General features: G+C 69.9%; 21 protein-coding genes, 2 pseudogenes and 1 riboswitch. Of the genes and pseudogenes, 12 read left to right on the top strand and 11 right to left on the bottom strand.

The window, feature by feature from the left end; translation table 11 throughout:
* Positions 1-35: 35 nt before the first annotated feature.
* From ACZ3IC_RS04895 to ACZ3IC_RS04870, 6 genes and pseudogenes are all read left to right on the top strand, one after another.
* Positions 36-1,289 (top strand): L,D-transpeptidase, encoded by a 1,254-nt coding sequence (locus ACZ3IC_RS04895; RefSeq protein ID WP_467412646.1) that lies wholly within the window; start codon positions 36-38, stop codon positions 1,287-1,289.
* 87 nt (positions 1,290-1,376) lie between these two features.
* Positions 1,377-2,144 (top strand): enoyl-CoA hydratase/isomerase family protein, encoded by a 768-nt coding sequence (locus ACZ3IC_RS04890; protein WP_467412645.1) that lies wholly within the window; start codon positions 1,377-1,379, stop codon positions 2,142-2,144.
* Between the two features lie 251 nt (positions 2,145-2,395).
* Positions 2,396-2,911, top strand: a complete 516-nt coding sequence (locus ACZ3IC_RS04885) for an ATP-binding protein (RefSeq protein ID WP_467413140.1) — start codon at positions 2,396-2,398, stop codon at positions 2,909-2,911.
* 445 nt (positions 2,912-3,356) lie between these two features.
* Positions 3,357-3,521: pseudogene (locus tag ACZ3IC_RS04880) on the top strand (polysaccharide deacetylase family protein); the annotation flags it as partial.
* Positions 3,521-4,723, top strand: a complete 1,203-nt coding sequence (locus tag ACZ3IC_RS04875) for a YVTN family beta-propeller repeat protein (protein WP_467412642.1) — start codon at positions 3,521-3,523, stop codon at positions 4,721-4,723. The pseudogene ACZ3IC_RS04880 and the gene ACZ3IC_RS04875, both read left to right, overlap by 1 nt.
* Positions 4,724-4,812: 89 nt before the next feature.
* Positions 4,813-5,433: an ADP-ribosyltransferase gene (locus tag ACZ3IC_RS04870; protein ID WP_467413138.1), complete on the top strand. Its 621-nt coding sequence runs from the start codon at positions 4,813-4,815 to the stop codon at positions 5,431-5,433.
* 59 nt (positions 5,434-5,492) lie between these two features.
* Here the strand turns inward: ACZ3IC_RS04870 and ACZ3IC_RS04865 are convergent.
* Positions 5,493-5,669, bottom strand: a pseudogene (locus tag ACZ3IC_RS04865) (GNAT family N-acetyltransferase); the annotation flags it as partial.
* A gap of 150 nt (positions 5,670-5,819) precedes the next feature.
* Here ACZ3IC_RS04865 and ACZ3IC_RS04860 point away from each other — a divergent pair.
* Complete coding sequence (locus tag ACZ3IC_RS04860; RefSeq protein WP_467412639.1) at positions 5,820-6,035, top strand: EF-hand domain-containing protein; 216 nt, start codon at positions 5,820-5,822, stop codon at positions 6,033-6,035.
* Positions 6,036-6,108: 73 nt separating this feature from the next.
* Here ACZ3IC_RS04860 and ACZ3IC_RS04855 read toward each other — a convergent pair whose 3' ends face one another.
* The 3 genes from ACZ3IC_RS04855 to ACZ3IC_RS04845 form a co-directional block, all read right to left on the bottom strand.
* The gene (locus ACZ3IC_RS04855; protein WP_467412638.1) at positions 6,109-7,596 is read right to left on the bottom strand and encodes a carboxylesterase/lipase family protein; all 1,488 of its coding nucleotides are present in this window, start codon (positions 7,594-7,596) and stop codon (positions 6,109-6,111) included.
* 9 nt (positions 7,597-7,605) lie between these two features.
* Complete coding sequence (locus ACZ3IC_RS04850; protein ID WP_467412635.1) at positions 7,606-7,746, bottom strand: hypothetical protein; 141 nt, start codon at positions 7,744-7,746, stop codon at positions 7,606-7,608.
* Between the two features lie 94 nt (positions 7,747-7,840).
* Positions 7,841-9,349 carry a long-chain-fatty-acid--CoA ligase gene (locus tag ACZ3IC_RS04845; protein ID WP_467412633.1) on the bottom strand — a complete coding sequence of 503 codons (1,509 nt, stop codon included), beginning with the start codon at positions 9,347-9,349 and terminating at the stop codon, positions 7,841-7,843.
* Between the two features lie 177 nt (positions 9,350-9,526).
* On the opposite strand from ACZ3IC_RS04845, the gene ACZ3IC_RS04840 reads away from it, so the two are divergent.
* Positions 9,527-11,002 (top strand): PucR family transcriptional regulator, encoded by a 1,476-nt coding sequence (locus ACZ3IC_RS04840; protein WP_467412632.1) that lies wholly within the window; start codon positions 9,527-9,529, stop codon positions 11,000-11,002.
* 273 nt (positions 11,003-11,275) lie between these two features.
* On the opposite strand, the gene ACZ3IC_RS04835 is transcribed toward ACZ3IC_RS04840, so the two are convergent.
* Positions 11,276-12,283, bottom strand: a complete 1,008-nt coding sequence (locus ACZ3IC_RS04835; protein ID WP_467412630.1) for a terpene synthase family protein — start codon at positions 12,281-12,283, stop codon at positions 11,276-11,278.
* Positions 12,284-12,790: 507 nt separating this feature from the next.
* Between ACZ3IC_RS04835 and ACZ3IC_RS04830 the strand changes: the two genes are divergently transcribed.
* A complete protein-coding gene (locus tag ACZ3IC_RS04830; RefSeq protein ID WP_467412629.1) occupies positions 12,791-14,605 on the top strand; it encodes a serine/threonine-protein kinase in 1,815 nt (604 codons plus the stop codon).
* A 212-nt stretch (positions 14,606-14,817) separates the two neighbouring features.
* Here ACZ3IC_RS04830 and ACZ3IC_RS04825 read toward each other — a convergent pair whose 3' ends face one another.
* The 6 genes from ACZ3IC_RS04825 to gcvT all read right to left on the bottom strand — a co-directional run bounded on the left by ACZ3IC_RS04825 (position 14,818) and on the right by gcvT (position 20,120).
* Positions 14,818-15,210, bottom strand: a complete 393-nt coding sequence (locus ACZ3IC_RS04825; RefSeq protein WP_467412628.1) for a type II toxin-antitoxin system VapC family toxin — start codon at positions 15,208-15,210, stop codon at positions 14,818-14,820.
* Positions 15,207-15,485: a hypothetical protein gene (locus ACZ3IC_RS04820; protein WP_467412626.1), complete on the bottom strand. Its 279-nt coding sequence runs from the start codon at positions 15,483-15,485 to the stop codon at positions 15,207-15,209. Before ACZ3IC_RS04820 ends, ACZ3IC_RS04825 begins: the two co-directional genes overlap by 4 nt.
* Positions 15,486-15,687: 202 nt before the next feature.
* On the bottom strand, positions 15,688-17,070 hold the full coding sequence (locus ACZ3IC_RS04815) for an L-serine ammonia-lyase (protein WP_467412625.1): 1,383 nt from the start codon (positions 17,068-17,070) through the stop codon (positions 15,688-15,690).
* 185 nt (positions 17,071-17,255) lie between these two features.
* Positions 17,256-18,515 carry a serine hydroxymethyltransferase gene (gene glyA / locus ACZ3IC_RS04810; protein WP_467412623.1) on the bottom strand — a complete coding sequence of 420 codons (1,260 nt, stop codon included), beginning with the start codon at positions 18,513-18,515 and terminating at the stop codon, positions 17,256-17,258.
* Positions 18,516-18,535: 20 nt separating this feature from the next.
* Positions 18,536-18,913, bottom strand: a complete 378-nt coding sequence (gcvH, locus tag ACZ3IC_RS04805) for a glycine cleavage system protein GcvH (RefSeq protein WP_189281127.1) — start codon at positions 18,911-18,913, stop codon at positions 18,536-18,538.
* Between the two features lie 91 nt (positions 18,914-19,004).
* On the bottom strand, positions 19,005-20,120 hold the full coding sequence (gene gcvT, locus ACZ3IC_RS04800; protein WP_467412619.1) for a glycine cleavage system aminomethyltransferase GcvT: 1,116 nt from the start codon (positions 20,118-20,120) through the stop codon (positions 19,005-19,007).
* Positions 20,121-20,260: 140 nt separating this feature from the next.
* Positions 20,261-20,358, bottom strand: a riboswitch (glycine riboswitch).
* A 156-nt stretch (positions 20,359-20,514) separates the two neighbouring features.
* Here gcvT and ACZ3IC_RS04795 point away from each other — a divergent pair.
* The 3 genes from ACZ3IC_RS04795 (at position 20,515) to ACZ3IC_RS04785 (ending at position 23,031) form a co-directional block, all read left to right on the top strand.
* Positions 20,515-21,192 carry an AAA family ATPase gene (locus tag ACZ3IC_RS04795; protein ID WP_467412617.1) on the top strand — a complete coding sequence of 226 codons (678 nt, stop codon included), beginning with the start codon at positions 20,515-20,517 and terminating at the stop codon, positions 21,190-21,192.
* Between the two features lie 106 nt (positions 21,193-21,298).
* Entirely contained in the window at positions 21,299-22,066 is a 768-nt protein-coding gene (locus tag ACZ3IC_RS04790) for an enhanced serine sensitivity protein SseB (protein ID WP_467412614.1), read from the top strand.
* 182 nt (positions 22,067-22,248) lie between these two features.
* Complete coding sequence (locus ACZ3IC_RS04785; RefSeq protein WP_467412613.1) at positions 22,249-23,031, top strand: enhanced serine sensitivity protein SseB C-terminal domain-containing protein; 783 nt, start codon at positions 22,249-22,251, stop codon at positions 23,029-23,031.
* Positions 23,032-23,188 lie beyond the last annotated feature (157 nt).

The following is a 23,188-nucleotide window of genomic DNA, read 5'->3' as shown; positions in this document are numbered from 1 at the left end:
GGCGGGGCCAGGCCGTGTGAGGGGAGACGAGCACATTGAACGGGCAGCCGACATCGGGGACATCGGCCGGGGCGGACAGCGGGCGGCGCGGACGTGGGGCCACCGGACTGCTGGCTCTGGTACTGGGTGCGCTGCTGTTGCTGGTGACGGCGTGCGGCGGGGGAGACGACGCCGGCAGCGGGAACAAGGGCCGCGAGGACGGGGCGAAGGCCGATGACACCACCGCCTCGCAGGCCGTGGTGACCATCGCGCCGAAGGACGGGGCGGACGCCGTCGCCACCAGCGGGGCGCTGAAGATCTCCGCCGAGCAGGGGAAGCTGACCACGGTCAAGGTCACCGACCCCAAGGGCACCGAAATCGAGGGAAGGGTCGCGGCGGACGGCACGAGCTGGACGCCTCAGATGCATCTGGCCGCAGCGACCAAGTACCGGGTCCACGCGGTCGCCGAGGACGCGAAGGGCCGTGAGTCGGCGAAGGACACCAGCTTCACGACGCTGGTCCCGCAAAACACGTTCATCGGGCAGTACACCCCGGAGGACGGCTCCACGGTCGGCGTCGGCATGCCCGTCTCGATCCGGTTCACCCGTGGCATCACCGACCCGGCCGCGGTCGAGAACGCCATCGAGGTGACGTCCGAGCCGTCCGTGCCGATCGAGGGACACTGGTTCGGCAACGACCGCCTCGACTTCCGCCCCGAGGAGTACTGGGCCGCGGGCACCAAGGTGACTGTGAAGCTCAACCTCGACGGTGTCGAGGGCCGTCCGGGCGTCTACGGCAAGCAGGCCAAGACGATCTCCTTCACCATCGGCCGCAGCCAGGTCAGCACCGTCGACGCGGACACGCACCGGATGAAGGTCGTCCGCGACGGCAAGCAGATCAGGGACATCCCGATCACCGCGGGCGCCCCGGCGACCACGACGTACAACGGTCAGATGGTCATCAGCCAGAAGTTCGAGGTGACCCGGATGAACGGCGACACCGTCGGATTCGGCGGCGAGTACGACATCAAGGACGTGCCGCACGCGATGCGCCTGTCCGACTCGGGCACCTTCATTCACGGCAACTACTGGGGCGGCTCCGGCGTTTTCGGTACGACCAACACCAGCCACGGCTGCGTCGGTCTGCCGGACGTGCGCGGCGCCTGGAGCAAGAAGACCTCCGGGGCCTGGTTCTTCAACAACTCGCTCATCGGCGATGTCGTGGTCGTGAAGAACTCCCAGGACAAGATGATCCAGCCGGACAACGGCCTCAACGGCTGGAACATGTCCTGGTCGGAGTGGACCAAGTAGCTCCCGTCGTACGGAACACGAGCGGGCCCGGTGCTGTGACCAACAGCACCGGGCCCGCTCGCGTGAGCGCCGGTTAACCTGCCTCTCATGACCGTAACCCTCGAAGTACGCGACGGCGTCGGCACGATCCTGCTGGACCGTCCGCCCATGAACGCCCTGGACGTCGCCACCCAGGACCGACTGCGTGAACTCGCCGAGGAGGCGACCCGGCGCGACGATGTGCGTGCCGTGGTCCTCTACGGCGGCGAGAAGGTGTTCGCGGCGGGCGCGGACATCAAGGAGATGCAGGCGATGGACCACACGGCGATGGTCGTGCGGTCCAAGGCACTGCAGGACTCCTTCACCGCGGTGGCCCGGATTCCCAAGCCCGTCGTCGCCGCAGTCACCGGCTACGCGCTCGGCGGCGGCTGCGAGCTGGCGCTCTGCGCCGACTTCCGGATCGCCGCCGACAACGCCCGGCTGGGCCAGCCCGAGATCCTGCTCGGGCTGATCCCCGGCGCGGGCGGCACCCAGCGCCTCGCCCGGCTGATCGGCCCCTCGCGGGCCAAGGACCTGATCTTCACCGGCCGCCATGTGAAGGCCGCGGAGGCCCTGACGATCGGTCTGGTGGACCGCGTGGTGCCCGCCGCCGAGGTGTACGAGCAGGCGCACGCCTGGGCCGCCGCGCTGGCGAAGGGACCGGCCCTCGCGCTGCGCGCCGCCAAGGAATCCATCGACGCCGGCCTGGAGACGGACATCGACACCGGGCTCACGATCGAGCGGAACTGGTTCGCCGGTCTGTTCGCCACCGAGGACCGGGAGCGCGGAATGCGCAGCTTTGTGGAAGAGGGTCCGGGCAAGGCCAAGTTCCTCTGACCGAATGCCAGTTGGGCACAGAATGACGCGGGTTCATCCGTGCGGGGGGATTAGCGGGGCCTTGAGAGGACCTTGAGGCCCCGCTGTCCGAAGAGACTGGCAACCCCGCTCGGGTGCGGTATCCGGGCAGGTCAGCGGGGGTACACCGGGCGGCATTCTGCCATTGGCATATGACTGTCGATCTCTGCGGCATGGCTCATTCCGGGGTGCGGATTCCTTCGGAACGGCCCCGGAGTGTGCGCCTTGCGGTCATGATGGTGTGCATGGCGGGCCTGGAGGGTGTGGAACAGCCGCGACCGCGCGGCGGCGCGACAGCGGCACGCTGGATGTCGACTGTCGACGAGGAACAGGCATTCAGAGCACTGGAGTTGTTCGGGAATCCGGCGGAGGGCGAAGTCCGGCTGCCCTCCCGTCCGGAGTCCGCGGCCACCGCCCGGAGGCTCACTTCCTGTGTGGTGCTGCGTCAGTGGGCGCTCCCTGCGCAGACCGCCGAATACGCCGTGCTGCTCGTCTCGGAGCTCGTCGGCAATGCGGTACGGCACACCGGTGCCCGGGTCTTCGGGTTACGGATGCTGCGCCGTCGCGGCTGGATCAGGATCGAGGTCTGCGATCCCTCGCGTGGACTGCCCTGTCTGATGCCCGTCCGGGAGATGGACGTCAGTGGGAGGGGACTCTTCCTCGTCGACAAGCTCTCCGACCGGTGGGGTGTGGATCTGCTGCCGCGCGGCAAGACCACCTGGTTCGAGATGCGGATCTCCGACCGCTGACTCGCGGCGGGCCCGTGCCCGGATACACAGCAACCCCCGGTCCGCCGTGGTGGGGCGCTTCGGGGGCTGCTGTGTGGGGGCCGTGAAATGGGGGGTGTGTTCACGGCCGCTCGTGATGACCGGCTCGGGTCGATGCGGTCGTGTCACCGACTATGGCAGATGGGCGACCTCGCCGCCAAAGGTGCAAACATGGCATTTCGGGGTCGTAACGTGACATTATCTCGCCGAATCGCAGGTGTTATGGGCCACTTGCCTGGAAAACTGTGAATATTTATGCAATTCGACGAATGATTCATTCGCGCCGCCCATGAGTCCGCATTGTTATTTTTTGCACATTTCGCACCTACTGTGTCTGCACATGAACGTCTCCGACGCACCGGTGCACCGCCGCGGTGTCCTGCGCGCGGGAGCAGGGGCTGCCCTCACTGCCGGATGCGTGGATTCCGGCGGCGCGGGCGGCACCCGCAAGGTGGCCGGGGAGATCAGCCACGGATCGGTGGTGAGCCTGCATTTCGGCTACGTGGACACGGTCGCCGCCCTGCCCCTCCTCCTCACCGAAATCGACCGCCGCCAACTGCGCGCGGTGACGACCACGGAGCTGCTGACCTGATGCTTTCCTCCACCAAGCACACCGCGGCCCTGCTCGGGGGCGTCCTCCTTGCGGTACTCGCCGGCTGCGGCACCCCCGCCGAGAAGGGGAATGCCGAGGCCGTCGGCAGCGAGGCCGCCGCACCGCCCGTCAAACCGAAGCGCCTCACCTCGCCCGTACCGCCCGCGGATCCGGGGCTGCCCGGGATGCCGCCGGTGCTCGACGCCAAGGACGTCTACGCGGCCGACCGGCCGGGGAAGCTCTCCCCGGCCGTCAAGAACTTCCCGTCCCGGGTGTACGTCCCCAACACCAACTCCGACACGGTCTCGGTGATCGACCCCACGACGTACAAGGTCATCGAGACCATCAAGGTCGGCCGCCAGCCGCAGCACGTGGTCCCGTCCTGGGACATGAAGACCCTCTGGGTCAACAACGACATCGGCGACAGCCTCACGGCCATCGATCCGGCCACCGGCAAGGTGGGCCGCACGGTGCCCGTCTCCGACCCGTACAACCTCTACTTCACACCGGACGGCAAGTACGCCGTGGTGATGGCTTCGATGGACCGTGAACTGGTCTTCCGCGACGCCCACACCATGAAGACGGCCAAGACCGTCCCGGTCAGCTGCCAGGGCGTCAACCACGCCGACTTCTCCATGGACGGCCGGTACTTCATCGTCTCCTGCGAGTTCTCCGGCGAACTCCTCAAGGTCGACACGGAGGAGATGGAGGTCGTCGGCCGGCAGAAGCTGCCGATCACCGGCGCGATGCCGCAGGACGTGAAACTGTCGCCCGACGGCGGCACGTTCTACATCGCGGACATGATCGCGAACGGGGTGTGGATGCTGGACGGGAAGAAGTTCACCACCCCGAAGCTGATGCCCACGGGCAAGGGCGCCCACGGCCTCTACGTCAGCCGCGACTCCAAGGAGATGTACATCTCCAACCGGGGCGAGGGCTCCATCTCCGTCTTCGACTTCGCCCAGCGAAAGCTGGTGAAGAAATGGCACCTGCCGGACGGCGGCAGCCCCGACATGGGTGGAGTCTCGGCGGACGGCAAGGTCCTCTGGCTGAGTGGGCGTTACGACTCCGAGGTGTATGCGATCGACACCGCCAGCGGCAGACAGCTCGCCCGGATCCCGGTGGACAGTGGCCCGCACGGACTCGCCGTCTACCCGCAGCCGGGCCGCTACTCGCTCGGCCACACAGGCGTCTTCCGCTGACACCCGGCGTCAACATCTCACCGAACACGCTCACCTTGGGGTGACGTTCCCCGGCCCGGCGCCGCGCTGCCGAGACAGTGATCAACATGATGATCACTTCTCGTCTGCGGCGTCGGGCCGCAGTTGTCGTTCTCTCCTTCTCCGCCGTACTGGTCCCCGCCGCGGCGACCGAGGCCTCCCCGGCCGCGGCCCCGGCCGCTGCTTCCGGGGCCGTCGCCTTCAAGCCCGGTGGCTGCCCGGTCGTCACCGACCATCTCTTCGCCGCCGCCGACCCCGTCGACGTCGGCCGGATCACCCCGCAGCCCTCCTGGCGGGACAACTGCCGCCAGCTCTACCGGGCGGACGGCCGGGGCCCGGAGACCATCTTCGACGAGGGCTTCCACGCCAGGGACATCGTCTACGGCCAGTACGACCTGGAGAAGTACGTCCTGGTCAACCAGCCCTCGCCGTTCGTCTCCACCACATACGACCACGACCTGTACAAGCGGTGGAAGAGCGCGTTCAACTACTACGTCGACGCCCCCGGAGGCGTCGACGTGAACAAGACGATCGGCGACACCCACAAGTACGCCGACCAGGTGGAGGTCGCCTTCCCCGGCGGCATCGACCGGACGTTCATCGTCGGGGCGTGCCCGATCGACCAGGCGACCAAGACCGAGATCATGAGCGAGTGCGTCGACAACCCCCACTACAAGCCGTGGCGCAGCTGATCCGCTGAGAGCCTGTCGGGTGACCTTCGACCAGAGGTCCCCCGACAGGCTCTGAGCCCTCACCCCGCGACCAACAGGGCCTTCGAGCCCACCGGCCGGTAGCCCGCCGCCTGGAACGTCCGCACACTGCGGGCGTTCCCCGGCGACTGCTGCGCCCACACCACCGCGTCCGGCACCAGATGCCGGGCCGCCCGCGCCGGCCGTTCCCCCAGCCGCCGGCCGCGCGCCTCCTCGGCGGTCCGGACCGTGGCCCGCCGGGCGCCGGGCACCCCGCTCGTGATCGACGACCGGCCGCCGCGACCGCCATCCGTCGCGCCCGTTAATCTGACCCCCGTCAGTCAGACATTTGGTCGGGCATCGGTCAGGCATTACGAAGGGGCAGAACTGTGGCGGACATCGAGTCGGCACGCAAGGCATTCGAGCGGTTCGATCAGAACGGCGACGGGCTGATATCAGCTGCCGAGTACAAGAGCGCAATGGCTCAGCTCGGCGACCACTACGTCACCGAGCTGGTGGCCCAGGCCGTCATCAACTCGCACGACGGCAATGGCGACGGGCTGCTCACGTTCGACGAGTTCTGGGCGGCGCAGAACAAGGACTGATGGCCGGGAGGACCCCGGCCCACGGGCCGGGGACCGCCGATCCGCACCGCTGTCCGCGGCAGACCGACCGGTCTCAGCTGTTCCTCCGGTACGGTGCCCAGCCGCGCAGCTCCTCGTCGCGAGGGGCGTGCACCACGGCAGGGGCTCCGGGGCCGAAGCCCATTACCGGGCGGGACGTGTCCCAGGACGGCCAGCCCGGGTCACCCGAGGCGGCGAACCGTACCCACGCCGCGTGCATCGCGTCGGCCAGCTCCTGCGGGGCGTCCTCGCCGGCCAGGGCCACCGCGTCGGGCCGGTCCAGCGTGTCGAAGACGAAGCCGATCTCCAGCGCGTGACAGGCGCCGAGCCGCAGCACGGGGGACGGCCAGCCGAACTCGTAGAGATGGGTGCTCCCCGAGGCACCGGAGCGGGCATCGGCCACCCGGTTCAGCGGGACGCGCAGCAGCAGATCGGTGGCCAGCGCCCCGAGCAGCTCACCCGGAGTGGCGCCGGGCCGGTGCTCGCGGTACGTACGCGCCGTGGCGCCAGGCACCTTGAACTTCAGCAGGGCCAGCCGCAGCTTGATCCTGGACAGCCGCTCCGTCAGACCACTCGGCACGAACCAGAGCCGGTACTCCTCACTGTTCGTGCCCATCAGCAGATCGACATCGTTCGCGGCGCCGGCCAGCAGCGCTTCGAGCGGATCACGGGGCAGCAGATCGCCGTCCACCACGATCTGGAAGGAGTTCCCGCCGGTCAGCGGGGAGCCGCCGGCCGTCACCTCGGTCTGCGCGGCCAGAAGCTCGGCCGGGTCCACCGCGGCCAGCGCCCCGGCCGTCGCCGCGACCCCCAGCCGCTTGGCGATCAGCTCCGTGGTGCGGCGGGCGGTGTCGCCCAGGGGCAGCGCGGTCGGCGCACCGCTCTGCAGCACCGCACGCCGGAACAGGCCCTTGGCACGCGGGGCGGCCAGCAGGGCGGCGATGCTGATGGCCCCCGCCGACTCACCGAACACCGTGACCAGATCCGGATCACCGCCGAACGCCGCGATGTTGTCCCGCACCCAGGCCAGCGCCGCGAGCTGATCGAGCAGCCCCCGGTTGGCGGGCGCGTCCGGGAACACCCCGAACCCCTCGATGCCCAGGCGGTAGTTGACCGACACGAGGACCACACCGTCACGGGCGAACGCCGCCCCGTCGTACAGCGGCACGGCCGACGAGCCGTGCAGCAGTGAACCGCCGTGGATCCAGACGAGGACGGGCAGCCCGGTACGCGCCGGCGACGGCGTCCACACATTGAGGTTGAGGCAGGCGTCGCCCGCCACGTCGGGATCGGGCAGCAGCCGGTCCAGCGGCGGGGAGTACGGCCGCTTGGGCGCGGTCGGCCCGAACGCCACCGCTTCCCGCACCCCTTCCCAGGGCTCCGGCGGCTCGGGCGCCCGGAAACGGCGGGCGCCGACCGGTGCGGCCGCGTACGGGATACCGCGGAAGACGGCGACACCGTCCTCCAGCGTGCCGCGCACCGCCCCGTGGACGGTGCCGACCTGAGGTGACGTCTCGGATACGGGAGGGGGAACGGCGGACATGAGGTGGCTTCAGCCCTTCTGCGGCGCGATCGCGGACAGTGTTGCGCGGAGCGATGTCTCCGCGGACGGTGCGGTGGTGGAGAGTGCGACGGCCGACGAGCCGGACGGATGGTGGGTGAGGGAGCCGTCGGGGGTGCGGGTGGGCCGCACCCGCTCCGGTCATGGCGGACGTGGCTCCGGTCGTCGGTCGGGACGTCGGCGTGGTGGGTGAGCGGGAACACGAAGGCCGTGCGCCGCGTCCGGATCAGGAAGAGGCGGCCGTCAGCGCCCGCTTGAGGACCTTGCCGGTCGGCCCGAGCGGCAGCGTCTCGGTGAACCGCACGATCCGCGGATACTTGTGCCGCCCGAGCCGGTCCCGGGACCAGGCGATCACGTCCTGTTCCGTCACCGCACCGGCATCGTCACGCAGCACGACGACCGCGCAGATCTCCTCACCGCGTGCCTCGTCCGGCACACCGATCACCGCGACCTCGGAGATCGCCGGATGACGGACGAGCACCTCTTCGATCTCACGCGGATAGATGTTGAAGCCGCCCCGGATGACCAGGTCCTTCTTCCGGTCGACGATGCTCAGGAAGCCGTCCTTGTCCCGCACCCCGAGATCCCCGGTGCGGAACCAGCCGTCGACCACGGCGGCGGCCGTCGCCCCCGGATCGTCGAGGTACCCCGCGAACACGTTGTGGCCGCGCACCACGACCTCGCCGACCTCCCCGTCCAGCAGCAGCACCACGGCGTCCTCGACCGCCGCGTCCGCGACGCCGATCTCCACACCCCAGACCGGGTGGCCGACCGTGCCGGGGCGCCGACCGAGATCCGGCTGGTTGAAGGTGGCGACGGGGGAGGTCTCGGTCAGCCCGTACCCCTCCAGGATCTGCGTCGCGAAGGTCTCCTCGAAGCGTTCGAGCACGGCGACGGGGAGCGCGGCGCCGCCCGAGACGGCCGCGCGCAGAGTGAAACGGTGTGGCGTGTCGTCCCGCGCCGTGGCGTTCTTCGCCGCCGCCTCGACGAGTGCGTGGTACATCGTCGGTACGCCCATGAAGACGCTCACGTCCTCGGCGGCCAGCAGCTCCAGGGCGCCCGCGCCGCTGAAGCGCGACATGAGGACGAGCCTCGCCCCTGCCCGTAGCGTCGCGTTCATCGCGCAGGTCTGCCCGTAGCTGTGGAACAGCGGCAGACAGCCCAGGACCACGTCGTCGACGTCCAGTCCCAGCAGGTCGTGGGCGACCACGGACGCGTTCATCACGATGTTGAGGTGGGTGAGCAGCGCACCCTTCGGCCGCCCGGTCGTGCCGCTGGTGTAGAGGATCACCGCGGTGTCGTCCGGTGCCGCGGGCTCCGGCGCGGGCAACGGCACACCGTCCGTCGGTACGCCCCGCACGGCCCGTACCCCCGCGGCGCGCGCCCCCTCCTCGGCCACCGGCCACAGCGGACCACCGCTGATCAGCGCGACGGAACCGCTGTGCCGCAGTACGAATGCCACCTCGTCGGCCACCAGCAGACCGTGCACCGGCACGACCGTCGCCCCGGCGGCGAGCACCCCGTAGTACGCGTACAGGAAGTCCGCCGAATTGGGCAGCAGCACCGCCACCCGGTCGCCCGGCCGCACGCCGGAGGCCCGCAGCGCGCCCGCACAGCGCAGCGCCCGGGCCCACAGCTCCCGGTAGCTGAGTTGCGCCTCCGAGTCGACCACGGCGACGCGGTCGGGATACCTGCGGGCCGACTCACCGAGGACAGCGGCGACGCTGAGAAACATGACACGCTCCAGGAACATGGTGTGTACACGGCTACTGCTGCTCAGAATCGGCCGTCGGCCCGCCTCCGCACAATGTGCAGGTGCCCACCATGTGCCCCGTCCACCTGGGCAGCAGCCCCTCAGAGGTGTACGTGGCAAGGCATCCGCCTAAAGGGCGGCCGGCGCTAACCTTCCGGCATGGCGGACAATCCCGGAGCCCGGACCCCTCGCAGCGACGACCACGGCAATGGCGGGGACGACGGCGAACGGCGCCGCGCCCTGGCCGTCGCCCTGGTGCCGGAGATCGACGAACTGACCCGGCGGGTCGTCGCCGACATCCACGCGCACAGCGGCACGTACGCCTCCGGCACGCCGGTCAGCCGGGACGATCTGTGGGAGATCTGCCGCGACAACCTGCTGCGGGCGCTGGAGGACTTCGGCGGGCTGCCCCCCAGTGGGGGCGAATTCGAGCACGCGGCGCGCGAGACGGGACGCCGACGCGCGGAGCAGAACGTACCGCTGGACACCGTGCTGCAGGCCTACCGGCGCGGTGGGCGCGTGATGTGGCAGATGATGGCGGAACACCTGCGGGCGACGCGGGCCGGACGGGCCGGTGCGGCAGGTGGGGTCGGTAGGGGCGGTGATGGTGGTGGGGCTGGTGGGGTCGATGGGGCCAGTGGATCTAGTGGGTCCAGTGGGGTCGGTGGGTCCAGTGGGGCCAGTGGGGTCGATGGAGCTGGTGGTGGAGCCGGGCGAGGACAGGACGCCGTCGTCCCGGTCGCCGGTGACCGGGACACCGAGCTCGACATGGCGGGCGCCGTGTGGGAGACCATCGACCGCTACTCGCTCGTGATGGCGGAGTCGTACCGGCTGACCCAGCTGGAGATGCAGGGCCGCCAGGACACCCGCCGCGTCGCACTCTTCGAGGCCCTGCTCGACGGGCGCGGGGACGACCCGGCGGTCGCGGCGGCGGCCTCCGCCGCACTGGGCGTGCCGGTCCACGACCGGTACGTCGTCATCGTCGCCGCCCAGGACCCGGCCGCGCCGCCCAACCCGGCACCCGTCCTCGACGCCCACGGCATCTGGTCCTTCTGGCGGCCGAGATCGGGCCGGTACGCGGGCATCGTGCGGCTGGCGGCGGGGGAGTCCGGCGTACTGCTCGACCTGCTGCGCCACCACACCGGTGCCACCGCCGGTGTGTCACCGGAGTTCGACCGGCTCGCCCAGGCGGGCCGGGCCCTGCGGCTGGCCGAGCAGGCCCTGCGTACGCTGCCCGCAGGAAGTGGCGAGGCGGCGGCGTTCGACGACCGGCTGCCGGAGGTCCTTCTCGTCGGCCGGCCCGAGATCGCCGAGCGCATCGTCACCACGCAGCTGGGCGCCGTCCTGGACACGGCGGTCGAGCGCGACGTGCTGCTCAGCACGCTCCGGGTCTGGCTCGACAGCGGCTGCTCGGCGGCGCGGGCCGCCGAGCAGCTCTACTGCCACCGCAACACCGTCCTCAACCGGATCGGCCGGATCGCCGAACTCACCGGCCGTTCCGCGGAGTCGGGCGAGGCCCGGCTGGGGTGGGCGCTGGCCCTCAGAGCGCTGCCACTGAGGGGAGCAGACGACGAACCGGCGCCGATAGGCGACTACTTGGGCTGGACGGGCATCCCGGACGGCAGGGAGCCCTGACGGCGGCAGAAGCCCTGATAGCGGTCGGGGGTGGCTGACGGCGGCCGGAGGCGGCGCGGGGATGCAGAGACCGGCCGTCGGGCCTTCGGGGACCCGCTGCCGGGCTTCCGGAGACCGGCCGCTGGGCCTTCGGGGACTGGCCGTCGGGCTTTCGGAGACCGGCCGCTGGGCCTTCGGGGACCGGCCGTCGGCCTTCGGAGACTGGCCGTTGGACCTTCGGAGATACGCCGCCGGGCGTCCGACCCCGGCCCCCTGCGCCATACTGTCGGCCGATCAGGCGGCGAAGTACCGTGACAGCGAAGCCCGTTCGTCGACCTCCACCAGATCGGGACGGGTGTACCGCTCCGCGCGGGCGTGGTAGTCGAAGTCGCCCCGGACCAGCCCGCGGTAGTCCTGCACGCATCGCTCCAGCGCGGCCCGGGTGCGGCCGTGGATCCCGGCCGCCTCTATTTCCTCGATCAGTTCCCTCTCGGCACGCCGAACCCGTTCCGCTATCTCCGCGAGCTGCGCCCCGGCCTCGTCGACGGCCTCCTGGAGGGTGAATCCCCGGTCGCGCTGAATGAGCCGTACCGCATTGTGCTCGTAACCGAGCAGTGCCTCCTTCTCGAAGGAGCAGATGTCGTTGCAGAGCCCCGAGTGATCGGTTACGGCATTGCGCAGGGCGATATACCCGGGAAGGCTGCGGGCCGATTCCGGAAGGTCGATGCCGGCGGTGATCTCATGCAGATCGAGGAAGGGCTGCATGGCCACCGAATCCCGGCGGTGCTTCACGAATTCGCTCCTGGTCGGCACCTGCCCGGCGGCCCGTTCCACCGCCTCGGCGTAGTAGGTCCACAGCCAGGCGACCGTGTCCCGCCGGAACTGCCGGATCCAGCGCGGCGAGCGGCCCTGGTACGTACGGGCCCGCAGGCCCACGAGCGCGTGCTCCATGGCGCCGAGGGGCTGTCCGCCGTCGAGCACGTCCACCAGCCGGTCGATCGCTGCCTCGCACATGCGCGGATCACGTCCGGCGGGGCCGTCGTCGAACTCGTCGTCGACGAGGAAGGCCCAGAAGAGCCATTGGCAGAAGAGATCGAGATGCTGCTGCGAAGCAGTGGGGAATATGAGGGATATCCAGAGTTCGGGCCTGGTCAGGATCATTTTCTTCCGGGCCATCGGGGAGAGTGCGAGACCATTGGATTCGGCCCATTCCCAAGCGGCCTTCCCGGTCTGCTCGATTCCGGGATTGCATCCCGCACTCTGGAACGGCATATGAAACTCTGGCAGCGCAATCTGGCTCATTGGTGCCCCTCGTCGAGACGATGCGGATGAACGATACGAACGGGGATCTGATCAAAATTCACGCGCCGGCGCCAGTACGCATAGGGGCGCGGGCCGCCTGCTCTCGCCCGGCCCTGGCCGGTGGGTCACCGTACGAGATGAGCCGGTCATCCCTGCTCGCTCTCCTCCGCCGGGGGTCGGGGCATCGGGGCCGGGCTCGCGGGCCCGCGATGGCAAGCGCCCTTGGCCCAGGACGGCGGCATCACCATGCGTGACCCGTAGTCAACCCTCTGTGGGCAAGGGAGGGAAGTCGTTTGTGGCTGAAATTGCGTGATCGTCACGAACATCTCTGAGCAGTTCACCGACGGCGCCGGGTCGCCCTCGGGCCCCACCCGGTCCGGAACCGACGCGGAACAGAACGGTGCCAGAACCGGAATGGACAGCTCAGACTGCTTTTCGGCAGACTCCCGAGTCCCATACATGCGCGCAACTGCTGGTGAGCGTGCGGAAATTGACAGGGAATCGACCGTGGACTGGGACAACTCTCCGCTGCCGGACCGTATCGGGCAGTACCGCATCGTCGCGCGCCTCGGCCAGGGAGGCATGGGCCAGGTCTACATGGGCCGCAGTCCCGGCGGCATGAAGGTCGCCGTGAAGGTGATCCGCCCCCATCGCGCCGACGACGCCGAGTTCCGCCGCCGCTTCGCGCGCGAGGTGCAGGCCGCCCGCCAGGTCAACAGCGCCTACACCGCGGCCGTCGTCGACGCCGACCCGGAGGCCGACGATCCCTGGCTGGCCACCGTGCACGTTGCCGGAGTCCCTCTTGACCAGGCGCTTCGGCAGCACGGCCCCTGGCCGACGGCGTCGGTCCGTGCCCTCGGCGCCGGCCTGGTGGAGGCGCTCTCCGCGATCCACGCCGCCGGGGTCGTCCACCGGGACCTCAAGCCGTCGAACGTCATCCTCACCTCGAACGGCCCCCGCGTCATCGACTTCGGTATCTCCGTGGTGGCCGACGCCTCCACGATGACCGCCCCCGGTGCGTTCCTCGGCACGCCAGGCTTCGCCTCGCCGGAACAGATCCTGGACCAGCCCGTCGGCGAGCCCTCCGACATCTTCTCCCTCGGCGTACTGCTCGCCCACACGGCCACCGGCCAGAACCCCTTCGGCCGGTACAGCACCGACCGCAACCTCCTCTTCTACCGCACCCTGCACGAGCGTCCGGCCCTGGACGACCTGTCCGCCGACCTCCGCGCCGTCGTCGAGGCCTGCCTTGCCAAGGAGCCGGCTGCCCGGCCGACCACGGCCGCCTTGCTCCGGCAACTGGTCGAGCCGACCGACGACGTGGTCACCGTCCTCGGCACCGACGCCTGGCTCCCGCCGCCGGTCGCCGAGTTGGCCGCCCAGCGCGCCGCCGAAGGCACCGGCGCGCACCTCCAGGCAACCGCTCCTCTCACCGAACCGGACACACCGCCTGTTGCCGACGCCTCGACGGCCACCGCCCCGTCCACGCCGCCCGCCGGCTCGGCGGCGCCCGGTTCACCGTCCTCCGCCGGAGCCGCGTCCCCCGACGCCGCTTCCGGCACCACCGTCTCCTCTCGCAGCAACCGGGCCGCACCGCGCAACGGCCGCGACGCCGCCGACCGCAGCGGACGCCGCCGGGTCATCCCCGCCCTCACCGCCACCGTGGTCGCCCTGGCCCTGCTGGTCGCCGGAGGCTGGTGGTGGACCCAGCGCGAGGACATCCACGACACCCACGCCGCCGCGACCGGCCCGGACACCTCCGCCACCGCCACCCCTAAGCCCTCCACCGACACGGCTTCGCCCTCTCCGTCCGTCACCGCGTCCCCCAGCAAGAGCGATACCCCGTCACCCAGCGCCGTCATCGACAAACCCGAGCGTCCGGCCGGTTCCGCACAAGCCGAAGACGACGATGCCCCGGACGCGCCCGACATTCCGGCGCTGCAGTGGCACTGCCGCGGCCAATGGGTGACCGAACCGAGTAAGCGGTTCAGCTTCAATCCCTGCGTCACCGCATGGGCGCCGGGACAGGTCGGCTACAAGGTCCTTGTCAGCTCGCCCACGGCCCAGACCGTCACCGTCTACTACTACCTGGGCCGCGCGGACGAGGATCCGAACGTCGCCGACGACATCTTCATCAGCAACCGCCAGACCTGCACCGTGACGCTGAAGCCCGGCGAGACCAAGGAGTGCGGTCCCATGAGCTCCCGTCCCAGCACCCCCGGCCCCGTCCACGCCGGCGCGACCCCCTCGCCCACCAGCAAGAACGGCGCCGGAAGTACCGCCTGGCAGTTCGACGGCTCCTCGCTCACCCACCAGCTCTGATCGCCCTTCACGCGACCGTCGTCCGCCGCACGGCAGGAAGGCGATACGGCAGGAAGGCGATACGGCAAGGGCCTGCGGCTCCATCCGAGCCGCAGGCCCACGCCGGAGGGTGCTTCCTCAGCACTCGATGATGTTCACCGCGAGCCCGCCCCGCGCACTGATGAAGAGTGCTTTGTCGGGGCAGATCTCTCGGCCATGAGTTGCGGAGCGGGTCAGATTTTCACCACGCGTACGACAGGGCCGCTCAGCATCAGGAGATCTTCGGGGTCTGAGGTCAAGATGGTTACTGGAGCGGGCGAGGCCAGTGCGGTGGCAGCCACGAGGGCGTCGAGGGCGTATTTGTGGCCGTGCAGGCCAGCGGCGGCGAGCAGCTTGCTCGCGTGGCGGGCGATGGCTTCGGTGGGCGGGACGATGTTGACGCGGGAGACGGCGTAGTCGAAGCGGGCCTGGTTCGTCCTGGGGTCGCGGGCCTCGACGAGGGTCACCGAGCTCGTGACGACACGGATGTCCTCCGCCTCGGCCGCGGCCAGCCACTCGGTGAGCTCGGGGGTGCGCCGTACGAGCTTGGACAGGCCTTCGCAGTCCAGCATCAGCGTGCCGCTCACGCGGCGTCCGCCGAGCCTGCCGTGTCACCGCGCAGGATCGCCCGCTTGGCGTCGACCGCCGCCTGATCCACCGGGCCCTGCTCGGCCTCCGCGTCTTCGATGAGTTCGCGCAGTCGGTCCCGTTCCAGTTGGCGCTGGATGAGGGCTTCGACGTAGGCGGACATGCTGCGCTTGCCGGTGCGTGCCTTGAGGGCGGCGATGGTGCCTTCGTGGAGGGAGACGGAGACCGGGCGGATAGGGCCTTCGCCGGGGGCAGGGTCGGGGCTGGTGGCCATGCAGCCACGTTAACAAAATTCTTGTTATTCGGGGGTGATTCTGTGGCATTGCGGCTTGACCGGAGGCGGCCTGGGATTTCCCGGGGCTTTTCGGGGACTTTCACGGTTGTCCCAGGGACATTCAGGGGACATTCCGCCGCGTAAGCAGGGAAGGCCCTGACGGCGCTGAAAGGTACGAACGCGCTGGTCAGGGCCTATTTGCCTAGCACTCGATGATGTTCACCGCGAGCCCGCCCCGCGCCGTCTCCTTGTACTTCACACTCATGTCCGCGCCCGTCTCCTTCATGGTCTTGATGACCTTGTCCAGGGAGACCTTGTGGGTGCCGTCGCCGCGCAGCGCCATCTTCGCCGCCGTGACGGCCTTGACCGCGGCCATGCCGTTGCGCTCGATGCACGGGATCTGGACGAGACCGCCGACCGGGTCGCAGGTCAGGCCGAGGTTGTGTTCCATGCCGATCTCGGCGGCGTTCTCGACCTGCTCGGGCGTGCCGCCGAGGACCTCCGCGAGGGCGCCCGCTGCCATGGAGCAGGCGGAGCCGACCTCGCCCTGGCAGCCGACCTCGGCACCGGAGATGGAGGCGTTCTCCTTGAAGAGCATGCCGATGGCTCCGGCGGCCAGGAGGAAGCGGACGACGCCGTCCTCCTTCTCCGCCTCGGTGGCGCCGCCGGCCGCGAAGTTCATGTAGTAGTGCAGCACGGCCGGGATGATGCCCGCGGCGCCGTTCGTGGGGGCGGTGACGACGCGGCCGCCCGCCGCGTTCTCCTCGTTGACCGCCATCGCGTAGAGGGTGATCCACTCCATCGCGTGGGTCTGCGGGTCGCCCTCGGCGCGCAGTTGGCGGGCGGTGTTCGCGGCGCGGCGGCGGACCTTGAGGCCGCCGGGCAGGATGCCCTCGCGGGACATGCCGCGCGCGACGCAGGCCTGCATGACGCGCCAGATGTCGAGCAGGCCCGAGCGGATCTCGTCCTCGGTGCGCCAGGCCTTCTCGTTCTCCAGCATCAGCGAGGAGATGGACAGACCGGTCTCCTTCGAGAGCCGCAGCAGTTCGTCGCCGGTGCGGAAGGGGTGCTTCAACACGGTGTCGTCGAGGACGATCCGGTCCTCGCCCACTGCATCCTCGTCGACCACGAAGCCGCCGCCGACCGAGTAGTACGTCTTCTCCAGGAGAGGGGCGCCCTCGTGGTCGAAGGCGAAGATCGTCATGCCGTTGGCGTGGTACGGAAGCGCTTTGCGGCGGTGCAGGACCAGCTGCTCGTCGGCGTCGAAGTCGATCTCGTGCATGCCGAGCAGATTGATCCGGCCGGTGGTACGGATCCGCTCCACCCGGTCGTCGGCGGACTCCACGTCGACGGTACGGGGCGACTCGCCCTCCAGGCCGAGCAGGACGGCCTTGGGGGTGCCGTGGCCGTGACCGGTCGCACCGAGCGAGCCGTACAGCTCGGCGCGTATGGAGACGGTGTGGGCGATGAGGCCGTCGTTCTTCAGCCGGCGCGCGAACATATGGGCGGCGCGCATCGGGCCGACCGTATGGGAGCTGGACGGGCCGATGCCGATCGAGAACAGGTCGAAGACCGAGATGGCCACGGGGGGACTCCTAAGGGTTGGTAGACGCCGTTGTCTGCCGGGTGATGCGATACGGGCGGTCGGCCCGAAGAGCAGCGGGGGACAAGGGATGGGGCACCGCGCCCACTGACCAGTGTGCGCGGTGCCCCGCCCGAAAGATGACGACCTGCGTCCCGGAACCGCTTCAGGACGACCTGCGTCCCGGACTACTTCAGGCCGGGGTACAGCGGGAACTTCTCGGCCAGCGCGACGACGCGGGCCTTCAGGCTGTCCGCGTCGTAGGACGGCTTGAGCGCCGACGCGATGATCTCCGCGACCTCGGTGAAGTCCTCGGCCTGGAAACCGCGGGTGGCCAGGGCCGGCGTACCGATCCGCAGACCCGAGGTGACCATCGGAGGCCGCGGGTCGTTCGGGATGGCGTTCCGGTTGACCGTGATGCCCAGCTCGTGCAGCCGGTCCTCGGCCTGCTGGCCGTCCAGCTCGGAGTCGCGCAGGTCGACGAGGACCAGGTGGACGTCCGTACCGCCGGACAGCACGGAGACACCGACCTCGGTGACGTCCGGCTGGACCAGGCGCTCGGCGAGGATGCGGGCGCCGTCCAGGGTGCGCTGCTGGCGCTCCTTGAACTCCTCGGTCGCCGCGACCTTGAACGAGACCGCCTTGGCCGCGATCACGTGCTCCAGCGGACCACCCTGCTGGCCCGGGAAGACCGCGGAGTTGATCTTCTTGGCGAGTTCCTGCGTCGACAGGATGACGCCACCGCGCGGACCGCCGAGGGTCTTGTGCGTGGTGGTCGTGACGACATGGGCGTGCGGCACCGGGTTGGGGTGCAGACCCGCGGCCACCAGGCCGGCGAAGTGCGCCATGTCGACCATCAGGTACGCGCCGACCTCGTCCGCGATGCGGCGGAAGGCGGCGAAGTCCAGCTGACGGGGGTACGCGGACCAGCCGGCGACGATCAGCTTCGGCTTGGACTCCTTGGCCAGGCGCTCGACCTCGGCCATGTCCACGACACCGGTGTCGTCGACGTGGTACGGGACCACGTTGTAGAGCTTGCCGGAGAAGTTGATCTTCATGCCGTGGGTCAGGTGACCGCCGTGGGCCAGGTTCAGGCCCATGATCGTGTCGCCCGGCTTCAGCAGCGCGAACATCGCCGCGGCGTTGGCCTGCGCACCGGAGTGCGGCTGGACGTTCGCCGCCTCGGCGCCGAACAGCGCCTTGATGCGGTCGATGGCGATCTGCTCGACGACGTCGACGTGCTCACAGCCGCCGTAGTAGCGGCGGCCGGGGTAGCCCTCGGCGTACTTGTTGGTGAGGACGGAGCCCTGGGCCTCCATGACCGCGACCGGAGCGAAGTTCTCCGAGGCGATCATTTCGAGGGTGGACTGCTGACGGTGGAGCTCGGCGTCGACAGCGGCGGCGACGTCCGGGTCCAGCTCGTGGAGGGAGGAGTTGAGAAGCGACATCAGGTGGTCCCTTGGGGTCTTTAGTTGCCGGAGAACTCGGTGTACTCGTCGGCGGAGAGCAGGTCCTTCGGCTCTTCCGCCAGGCGTACCTTGAACAGCCAGCCGCCCTCGAAGGGAGCGGAGTTCACCAGCGACGGGTCGTCCACGACGTCCTGGTTCGCGGCGGTGACCTCGCCGGTCACCGGCGAGTACAGGTCGCTCACCGACTTGGTGGACTCCAGCTCACCGCAGGTCTCGCCCGCGGTCACCGTGTCACCGACCTCGGGGAGCTGCGCGTAGACGACATCGCCGAGCGCGTTGGCGGCGAACTCGGTGATACCGACCGTGGCCACACCGTCCTCGACGGCCGACAGCCACTCGTGCTCCTTGCTGTAACGCAGCTGCTGGGGGTTGCTCATGACCTGAATTCTCCTGTATGCGGGGGAGTGCTGGTGAACGGGGGTCTTACGTTGTGAGACGCGACTGCGTCACTTCCGAGGTGCGCGGACGTCACTTCTGGCGCTTGTAGAACGGCAGCGCCACGACCTCGTACGGCTCGTGGCTGCCCCGGATGTCCACTCCGACGCCCCCGGTGCCGGGCGTGGCGTGTGCGGCGTCCACGTACGCGATGGCGATCGGCTTGCCCAGAGTGGGCGACGGGGCACCCGAGGTGACCTCGCCGACGACCTGGCCCCCGGCGACAACGGGATAGCCGGCCCTCGGCACCCGGCGGCCCTCGGCGATCAGACCGACGAGCTTGCGGGGCGGGGCGGTCTCGGCGCGCTCGGCAGCGGCCTGGAGGGCCTTGCGGCCGACGAAGTCGCCCTCCTTCTCGAACTTCACGACCCGGCCCAGACCGGCGTCGAACGGAGTCAGCTCGGTGGTCAGCTCGTGCCCGTAGAGCGGCATGCCCGCCTCCAGGCGCAGCGTGTCACGGCAGGAGAGTCCGCACGGGATCAGGCCGCGGGAGGCGCCCGCCTCGGTCAGCGCCTTCCACAGGTGCTCGGCGTGCTCGGGGGCGACGAACAGCTCGAAGCCGTCCTCGCCGGTGTAGCCGGTACGGGCGATCAGCGCGGGCACACCGGCGACCGTGCCGGGCAGACCGGCGTAGTACTTCAGACCGTCCAGGTCGGCATCGGTGACGGAGGCCAGGATGGCGGGGGACTCGGGACCCTGGACGGCGAGCAGCGCGTACGCGTCACGGTCGTCGCGCACCTCGGCGTCGAAACCGTCGGCCCGCGCGGTCAGCGCGTCCAGCACGATCTGGGCGTTGCCCGCGTTGGCGACGACCATGTACTCGCTCTCGCCCAGCCGGTAGACGATCAGGTCGTCGAGGATGCCGCCGTCCTCGGCGCAGATCATCGTGTAGCGGGCGCGGCCCACGGCGACGGTGCCGATGTTGCCGACCAGTGCGAAGTTCAGGAAGGCCGCGGCCCCGGGACCGGTGACGGTGATCTCGCCCATGTGCGACAGGTCGAAGAGACCGGCCCTGGTGCGTACCGCGTTGTGCTCGTCGCGCTCGCTGGCGTACCGCAGGGGCATGTCCCAGCCCGCGAAGTCGGTCATGGTCGCGCCCAGCGAACGGTGCAGGGCATCGAGGGCGGTGAGGCGGGGGGCGGTGCTCATGGATGTGACTCCCAGGGCATGACGACGAGGACAATCCCTCCCCATCTGTCATCGGAACCTGAGAGGTTCGCCGAGAGCCCCTGAAGGGTACGGCTTGCACCTTGGGTGGAGCCGCAGAGCGGCCCACTTTTCAGATCTGCCTCATCCACGCGGTACGGGGCCTGAGAGATTCAAGGGAGGAACTTGCTCCTTCGGCGCCCGGCACATGCAGTGACCGGAACTCTCCCGCGCGGATTCAAACGGCCTTTATGCAGTTGGCCGGGTCATCATCGCACGCATCGCGTCCGAGTGGGGCCCCGGTCCCTCACGGGAATCAACGGCGTGGACGGTTGTGCAGCATTACCTTTTCTTTACACTTCATGGGCATACGTGGGTGACCGACAGGGGGAGAGCGATGACGTTGCAGCGGTACGCGACGACCGCGGGGGTCGCGCACGACGCGATGCCCGCACGGCCGGGGGTTCCGGCCGGCGAAACGCTCGGCACGCAGGCGCCCGTCGTACGGGATCTGCGGGAGCGGGCCGGGCGCAGCCCGCGCAGCCTGCGCTTCGCGGCGGGCGATGTGGTGGTCGTCTCCGGGCTGCCCGGCAGCGGCAAATCGACGCTCATCCGGCGGGCGGTGACGACGGTGCCCGCCATCGACTCCCAGGACACCCGGGACCGCTGGGCGCGACTTATGCCCCGTTTGCTCCCGTACTCCCTCTACCGTCCCGTCGTTCGCGTAGCCCACTACTGGGGGCTGCGGCGGGTGCTGCGCTCCGGCGAGTCCGTCGTCGTCCACGACTGCGGAACCCAGGCGTGGGTACGCGGCTGGCTGGCCCGTGACGCGCGGCGCCGGGGCCGCGCCCTCCACCTCGTCCTGCTCGATGTCACACCGCAGACGGCGCGGGAGGGTCAGCGGGAGCGCGGACGCGGTGTCTCCGGATATGCGTTCGCCCGGCACCGCAGGGCGGTGGGCAGGCTGTTGCGGAACGCCGAGACCGGCCTGCTGCCGCCCGGGTGCGCTTCGGTGGTGCTGCTGGACCGGGCGGCGGCGGGGAAGCTGGGCCGGATCACGTTCGCGGGCGTATAGGCGGGGGTGAGGGGCCGGAGGGCCGGTAGATGGGGGTGAGGGGCCGGAGGGCCGGGCGGCCGGACGTTAATCTTCTGCCGGAAGGCTCGGGCAAGAAGGGGAAGCAGTGGACATTCCGGCACAGGTCCAGTCCCATCCGCAGGGCGGATGGCCGGCCAATGAGCTCGAAGAAGTGCTGATGGCATCGGTGGGCAGCCCGGAGGCGGGCGGGCGGCTCGTCGAGGTGCTCGGCCGCAGCCACGTCTGGGTGCCCCTGCCCAATGGCGGCGGGCCCGACTCCCCCGACCTGGACCTGCCCACACTGGAGATCGAGGGTGCCGCTTACGTTCCCGTGTTCAGCTCCGAACAGCAGTTCCTCACCTGCGTCGGCACCCATATGTCCTACACCGTCGCGCCCGCCCGCGAGTTCGCCCGCGGCCTGCCACCGCAGCTCGGTATCGCGGTGAACCCGGGCGGTGCCGTCGGGGTGCCGCTGCCGCCGCCCGCCGTCGCCGAACTCTGCCGCGCCGGACGCACCCCGCTGGACGGGCCGGTCACCGGAGGCAGGGTCCGGCTGTACGAACCGGCCTGGCAGGAGGAGCCCATCGACTTCCTCTCCGCGGCGGCCGGCGAATTCGAGGAGAGCGGTGTCGTGCTCACCGCCCGCCGGGCGCTGGCCAGCATCGAGGGGGGCGAGCCCGTCCTCTTCATCGGCGTCGAGGTCTCCACCTGGGAGGGCGCCGGGCGCAATGCCCCGATGGACGCCCTCGGCCGGGCGCTCGGCCGGGTCGCGGTGCCCTGGCCGGTCAATCTGGTCCTGCTCGACGTGGCACAGGACCCGGTCGGCGACTGGATGCGGGAGAAGGTCCGGCCGTTCTACCGGCGCGCGGGCTAGTAGGGCCCGGCACGGAGCCCGCGGACCGCTTCGGAGCGGATCAACGCGTTGAACCAAGGCGTCAAGTCGGTGTCAGGATCGGCGCATAAGCTGGTTTGATGGCTGGTGCCACGGCACCATGCCGCACCCGTGTGCCCGGGCGCGGCGGCCGACACAGTGGATCGAAGAGGGGCGGGGACCAGGTGAGTGCGTCAGGCACCGCGGCGGCCGGGCAGGTCGAGCACATGCTGCGCCAAGTGACGCCCGGGCGCTACGACGCGTACGAGGCGCTGCTGCAGGCCCTCGCCAACGGCCGGATCTGGATGCTCCTCTGGCACGGTCAGGCGGGCTCGCCCGATGCCCAGTACGGGAACGTGGAGATCGACGGCCTCGGCTACGCCCCCTGTGTGACCTCCGCCCAGGAGCTCTCGGCCAGTGGCTGGAACCGTGCCCATGAACTGGTCACCGGCCGCGACATCGCCCGCGCCCTCTTCCCGGACCGCTGGGGCATCTGGCTCAACCCGCACGCCCCGGGCGGCGGCGTGGGCATTCCCTGGCTGGACCTGCGCCGGATCGCCACCGGCCTCGACCGGATGCCCGCGGGCCCGCTCCGGCTCACCGAGCCGGCCATCGAGACCCCGCAGTTCTACGCCCTGCTCACGCAGAACGCCCATCACACGCCCGCGATCCGCTCGCTGCGCCGTGCCTGGGTGCAGCCCGCGCTCGGGGTTCCGTATCTCGCCATCGGTCTCGATCTCTACGACACGAGTCAGACCTCGGTCGACGCGGTGCGCGCGATGATGCAGCAGTCGATCGGCGCGGTACCGGAGGGACTGCCCGTCTCCACCGTCGCGATGTCGGACGAGTACGACCCGGTCGCGATGTGGCTGCGTGCCAACGCCCGCCCGTTCTACGACCGCGAGGCCCACGCGCCGGCGGCCCCGGTGGCGGGCTACGGCTACCCGCCGCCGCAGAACACGTACTGACCCTGCCGGCAACGGGGGCTGTACGTCCACGGCGCCCGGAATGTCGCCGATTGTTCTCAACTCCCGTAATGCAGCCGCGCGTTCGTTTTGCCGCGACGCGAAATCCGCGCCTCGCCCAAGTCTTCTTCGTGGCCCCTGACTCCTCATGTCCGAGATC

It is taken from the genome of Streptomyces sp. NPDC002958, assembly GCF_055563255.1.
Note: the sequence above shows the minus strand (reverse complement) of the source record. Positions and strands in the feature narration are given on the sequence as shown.